The sequence below is a fragment of the uncultured Methanobrevibacter sp. genome, from assembly GCF_902764455.1.
Lineage (GTDB): Archaea > Methanobacteriota > Methanobacteria > Methanobacteriales > Methanobacteriaceae > Methanocatella.
This window is the reverse complement of the sequence record NZ_CACWVY010000070.1, coordinates 1-6,186: the sequence shown is the minus strand read 5'-3', so window position 1 is coordinate 6,186 and position 6,186 is coordinate 1. Positions and strand designations below refer to the sequence as shown.

The following is a 6,186-nucleotide window of genomic DNA, read 5'->3' as shown; positions in this document are numbered from 1 at the left end:
AAATAAACAATAAAAACAACTGAAAAATAAAATTATTGCAAAAAAATTTTAAAAATAAAAAATTCTATAAAAAATTAAAAAATTTCATGTCCCATCCTGGACTATTAAAAAAAAATAATATCCATTTTATAAAAATTCAATATAAACATTTATTTCAATGAAATTTTCAATCTGATTAAAATATCCTTACAAATAATATTAAACAAATATAAAATAATTATTTAAAAATGAATTATATTCATATAAATCTAAAATTTTGATAATTTCTATCAAATATCATTAAATTTCCACATAATAAGTTTATTTCAAATTATAGTTAATCAGACATCATTGAAGACCCCATTCAAGAGAAAAGTCGTTTTAAAATAGTTTTTTAGCAATATAGATGCATATTTATTGATTCATCGAAAAAATAAACCTTTTAGCATTTCTTAATGTTTAATAAATATATGATTTTTTCTTTTTGGAACATGAACTATTTATGGATAATTTGCATTTAATAGAAAAAATTTCTGAATAAGAATGAGTATAAACATGAATACTAAAAAAACAAGAATACAAAATAATTAGAAATCAGTTAAAACATGTAGGGCATCTGAGATAATTGCCAAAACCTCTAAAATTCAATATATTAAATTAAAAAAATATAAAAGGATAAAATAATTATCCTTTAATTAAATCAACTGCAGTGCTGATGGCTTCATCCATTTTATCTGTATTTTTACCTGCACCCTGCGCCAGTGTCAGACGGCCTCCGCCGCCACCACCTAAAACACCAGCTGCAGTTTTAATAATTTCATTAATTTTGATTCCGCTATCAATTGCAGTTTGTGAAGCTGCACCAACAATATTTCCCTTATTGTTACCTATAATGACAACATCTGCCTTGCCATTGTCTGTAAAGTCGGTTGCCATTTTCTGAAGTTCCTTAAAATCAGCTTCAATTAATTCGGAAATAACTTTCAAACCGTTGATTTCCTCGAATTCATCTGCCAGGGAATTCATTTTTAAGCTTGCAATTTCAGATTGTAACTTGTCAATTTCATTTTTCTGCGCTTTCCACTCGCTGAAGAACCTGTCACATGTTTTTGGCAATTGGTCATTATCAACACTGAACACAGAAGCACTAGTCCTTAAAAGTTCACTGTCATGCTGCATTGAATCTATTGCTGCAAGACCTGCTGAGAAATCAATTCTTTCAACACCATCCTGAACTCTTTCTGTTTTGTTAATTTTAATAGGACCTACTACCCCTGTTCTTAAAACATGTGTACCTGCACAAGCCTGTACATCAACACCAGGGATTTTAACTACACGAATCATTTTACCTGGAACTATACCCCCTTGATAGAGCACAAATCCATATAATTCCTGTGCCTCATCACGAGTGTGGAATTGAATATCCAAATCAATGTTGTCCATCACATATTCATTGGCCAATTTTTCAATTTCATTCAGTTCTTCCTGTGTGATACGCTTGTAGTGTGACAAGTCAATACGCGCTCTTGTAATGCCGTTTTGAGATCCTGCCTGCCAAATGTGTTGACCCAATACTTTTCTTGCAGCAGCAATAACAAGGTGGGTTCCTGTATGATGACGTGCAAGGGTGATTCTACGGTTCCAGTCAAGTTCACCAGTGATTTTTTTGCCCACAACATCATCTGAAATGTCTTCATCTACATGATGCAATACAACATTGTCAATTTTTTCAGCATGCTTCATGCTAATGACATTTCCATTAATGGAAATAGTACCTATATCTGAAGGTTGACCACCTCCTTCAGGGTAAAATACTGTTTTATCAAAAATTAAACATTTGTCCCCATCTTTTTCAACCAAACCTAAAACTTCTGCTTCAAATTCTTTTTGGTAGAAATCTTTATAGAATAATAAATCAGTTTCAGGGAAGTCAACATTAAATGTGGATTTTTTGTTTGAAGTATCCTTTTCGTGGGCTCCGGCAACTTGTGTGAAGAAGTTATCCGGCACATTAACAGTGAAATTGTCACCAGCCATTTCAACAACAGTTTCAGGAGGAATTCCATGAGCATCATACAAATCAATCAACATTTCAAGAGGCATTTCAGATTTACCTTCTTTTTTAAGCCTTTTAATTGATCTTTTGACTATGCTTTTTCCTTTTTTAACAGTGGATGCATATCTTTCCTCCTCAAGAGTAATGATATTCATGATATGCTGCTCTGAATCACGAATTTCAGGGTAGAATTTAGATAGGAAGTCCAATTGTATTGCCATTACATCAGCTAAAGATTCTTTCATATCCAATTCTTTCATAAACCTGATTGTTCTTCTTAAAACCAAACGTGCCAAGTACCCTTCTTTAACATTTGACGGAATGATACCGTCAGCCAACATGAACGCAAGACAACGGGTATGATCTGCAATAATGTAAATTGCTTCCATAGGTTCAGCGGCTTTAAGATATTCTTCCAAAGATAAATCCAGACTGTCAGCCACCTGCTGGCGAAGTTCTTTTAAATCACCAATATCTTCGATATCCATCATTCCTGCAATCTGAGCGTTTCTTCCCTGGATATCCTCATTGATTTCAACACCAGTCAATTCTTTTAATTTATCCACAACCGGTGCAAAACATGCATCGTAAGCTGTAGGAGTTCCCTGTGAAATCCATGCAATTCTTTCAAGACCATATCCTGTATCAACAACTTTAATAGGGATTTCTTTTTTATCTCCATTTTCCAGAGTTTCATATTGGATAAATACCAAAGTTGCAAGCTCTACCCCTCTGCAGCATACCTCATAACAAGGCCCTTCATTACCTCCACCGCTCCACCAGGATTTAATGAAAGTAATTTCTTCTGTGTTGATTCCGATGTGAGCAAAGAACTCATGACAGAGCCTGATGGTTTCATCTTCCCAGTAGATAAAATCATCTTCCTTGTTGATTACAGTGTGAGTTCCCATTGTAAAACAAGTCATGTGACGGCCTGTCCTTCCAACATTATCAACATCGTTAAGTCTGATTGAAGGCTGAGCCATTTCAATTGGATTTGCAGGCGGTTTAACAAGACCTGAAGTTATCCACGGTTGGAAACAAAATATGGATGCCCCAACTAAAAATACGTCATCTCTCCACCGTTTAGCTAAAACAGGATATCTGTGGACATGTGTATGTCCTTCACTTTCTAAAAATTCTCTAAAAACTTTCTGGATTTCATATAAATTGTATGGTTTGTCTGTAGCCGGATTTGCAATAAACTCATACTCATCACATGGAGCATCACCGCAAGTATCTCTTGTCACTTGAGAGTAAAACTCCTGTCCGCAAGTTTTACAAGTTTGTTTTATATAACCAAGTTCATCAAAAATTTCTACCATAAGAATCAGTCTTAATTATTTATTAGTATAAAATATGTTTTTAATTTAATAAATAATTAATGAAAATTCGGTGAAAAGATAATTTCAAAATATAAATGTTTAAAAAAATAGTCTTAAAAAAAAGTGTTAATCATAGATTTAAAAAATCTATCCGAAGAGAGCACCTAATCCAGCTGCTGCTTCTTCTTCAGAAGCTTCTTCTTCTTCCTCTTCTTCTTCCTCTTCTTCTTCAACAGCTTCAGCTGCTGCAGGTGCAGCTGCAGGTGCTGCTGCTGCCATAGCAGTAGTTTCCATAGCTTCGTCGATGTCAACATCTTCTAAAGCTGCGATTAATGCTTTGATTCTAGCATCATCAGCATCAATTCCTGCTGCTTCAATAATACTTTTAACATTTTCTTCGTTAATATCTTTTTCTGCACTGTGCAAAATCATTGCCGCATATATATATTCCATGTTATCACCATTAGTTTATTTTAAAGTGTTAGTTTAATATAATAAAAATTTAAATTAATGTTTTTAGAATAGCAACCCTAACCCAGCTGCTGGTTCTTCTTCCTCTTCTTCTTCAACTTCTTCAACAACTTCTTCTTCAGCTGCTTCTTCTACAGGAGCTGCAACTGCAGCACTTGAAAGTTTTTCAGCTAAGGATTCGCTTAAAGCACCTTCAACACCAGATACTTCTGATGCAATAGCTAACATTTTAGCTTGTGCTAAACCAATTAATGGTTCTGAAGTTTCTGAAGTCATAATTGCTGCTTCTACACCTAAGTTAATTGCTCTGGTGTATGCAAGAGTAATAATAGTTGAAGTAGTTTCTTTAGTAGGAATAGCTGCGTTTACAGATAAATTAAATGCTTTCTTGAATGCATTTTGTACGTCAGCTAATGTTTGTTCTTCGTCGATTGCAAGTACATCGGAAGTGTAAATAGATCCTTCTTCGTATACTGCTTTTAAGTCAATTCCTACTTCCATTGGGTTAATATCCATTCTTGATAAAGTAGCTGCTACTTGTTTGGATACTTCTTCACCAGCTGCTACAACAACGGTTTCTTTTTGTACGCAGATTTTACCTTTATCAATTTTAGCAGGAATTCCAACTTGTTGCAATTCACCTAAAAATGGACCTGGTTCAAAACCTGTGTCCCCTTCAGGTACAATAATATCATCAGGTGCAATAGTTCCTGGTTTTGCAGGAGCTTGGGTTTTGCTGTCTTCCAATATTTTGTACAATTTGAAAGGATTCATTTCAGTTGCAATAATTGCAATTTGACCATCCATATGTTCAGATAAATCAATAATGTTGGTTTTTTCAGCATTACAATCTTCAAGAGCTAAATTAATAAGATTAATTTTGGACATTCTGATAACAGCTTTTCCTTTGAGAGATTTTCTCATTTCTTGGAGCTGTTTTGCAGGAATGTTTTCTAAATCAACGAGACCGACAACATCGTATTCGTCAATAATCTCTTTTAACTCTTTAACTTCTTCCTTTTTCCATTCAGCAACATGAGCCATTAGATCACCCTCACTACTGGTCCCATAGTTGTTTTTATAAACATGGACTTAATTTGACTTCTTCCTTTTTCTAAATTGCGGTCTAGGACTGTAAGAACAGTTTCTACATTTTCAGCTATATCTTCGTCTGACATGTCTTGGCTTCCAACAATAACTTGAATACTTGCTTGTTGTTTTACACCAACTTTGACAGTACTTTGTAATCTTTCTAAAAGAGGATCTAATTTGATACTTGCAGGCACTGGTTTTGGCATTTTTCCACGAGGACCTAAAACAGGACCGAGGAATCTACCAACGAGTGGCATCATATCAGCTTGAGCAATTAAGAAATCAACAGAGTTTGCCATTTTTTTAGCAGCTTTTCTGTCTTTTCCGAACTCTTCTAAATCTCCTTTATTAATTACAGTGTCAAGACCAGCATCTTTAGCTTGAACAATGAGTTCCCCGTCAGCGATGACTCCGATTTTAACATCTTTGCCACGGCCGTTAGGAAGAGCAACTTCCTCATTAAACCTATTTTCTGGCTTTTTGACATCTAAGTCACGGATATTAATAATAATATCTACGGACTCAGTGAAGTTTCTCGGCTTAGATTGTTCTTTTGCCTCCTTCACCGCGTTAATTACATCTTGTGTCATATTCATCCCCCATGAACATAAGTTCATTGGATTTTTTTGGTTTCATGAGAATCATTACAAGAAAAAAATTCTTAAACGATTGCATGAATTAAAAACAGTATATCAATTATAATAAAATTATAATGTCATATACACTGTATTTATTAACTTAAATTTAATTTGTAGACCATATCTATTCTACTAAGATATCGTCATATTCTCCAGCATCTACAGCTTTTTGTGCTTCTCTAGGGTCTTTACCATCAACTGAAATACCCATACTTACACAGGTTCCCATAACTTCTTTAACACCTGCTTTGTAATCGTTTGCAAGTAATGAATCGAATTTCATTCTAGCGATTTTTAAAGCGGTTTCAATTGGTAAGTCATTTACAATGTCTAAACCTGGTTCATGAGAAGCTTTTTCGATGCCTAATTCTTCCATGATAAGTGAAGTAGTTGGAGGAGTACCGATTTCAATTTCGAAATCTTTAGTATCTCTGTCAACACTAATAATTACAGGTACTTTCATTCCTGCAAAATCAGCGCTTTTTTTATTAATTTCTTCTACTACTTGCATCATGTTAATACCGAGAGGTCCTAAAGCTGGGCCTAATGGAGGTCCAGGAGTAGCGCTTCCACCTTCGATAAGAACTTCGACTGTATCTTTAGCCATCAGTCAGCCTCCTTTTGA

The 6,186-nt window shown here is 34.5% G+C and carries 5 protein-coding genes; all 5 read right to left on the bottom strand.

Annotated elements, in window-relative coordinates:
• Positions 1-663: 663 nt before the first annotated feature.
• Positions 664-3,360, bottom strand: coding sequence for an alanine--tRNA ligase (gene alaS, locus QZU75_RS12485; protein WP_296884146.1), 2,697 nt, complete (start codon positions 3,358-3,360; stop codon positions 664-666).
• 147 nt (positions 3,361-3,507) lie between these two features.
• Entirely contained in the window at positions 3,508-3,813 is a 306-nt protein-coding gene (gene rpl12p / locus QZU75_RS12480; protein ID WP_292600726.1) for a 50S ribosomal protein P1, read from the bottom strand.
• Between the two features lie 63 nt (positions 3,814-3,876).
• A complete protein-coding gene (locus QZU75_RS12475; RefSeq protein WP_296884145.1) occupies positions 3,877-4,875 on the bottom strand; it encodes a 50S ribosomal protein L10 in 999 nt (332 codons plus the stop codon).
• A complete protein-coding gene (locus QZU75_RS12470) occupies positions 4,875-5,513 on the bottom strand; it encodes a 50S ribosomal protein L1 (protein WP_296884144.1) in 639 nt (212 codons plus the stop codon). The genes QZU75_RS12475 and QZU75_RS12470 overlap by 1 nt, the downstream gene beginning before the upstream one ends.
• A gap of 172 nt (positions 5,514-5,685) precedes the next feature.
• The gene (locus QZU75_RS12465; protein WP_296884143.1) at positions 5,686-6,168 is read right to left on the bottom strand and encodes a 50S ribosomal protein L11; all 483 of its coding nucleotides are present in this window, start codon (positions 6,166-6,168) and stop codon (positions 5,686-5,688) included.
• Between the last annotated feature and the right edge of the window lie 18 nt (positions 6,169-6,186).

Coding starts and splice junctions, on each gene's coding strand:
- QZU75_RS12470 (WP_296884144.1), bottom strand. CDS start 5,513: ATGACACAAGATGTAATTAACGCGGTGAAGGAGGCAAAAGAACAATCT.
- rpl12p (WP_292600726.1), bottom strand. CDS start 3,813: ATGGAATATATATATGCGGCAATGATTTTGCACAGTGCAGAAAAAGAT.
- QZU75_RS12465 (WP_296884143.1), bottom strand. CDS start 6,168: ATGGCTAAAGATACAGTCGAAGTTCTTATCGAAGGTGGAAGCGCTACT.
- alaS (WP_296884146.1), bottom strand. CDS start 3,360: ATGGTAGAAATTTTTGATGAACTTGGTTATATAAAACAAACTTGTAAA.
- QZU75_RS12475 (WP_296884145.1), bottom strand. CDS start 4,875: ATGGCTCATGTTGCTGAATGGAAAAAGGAAGAAGTTAAAGAGTTAAAA.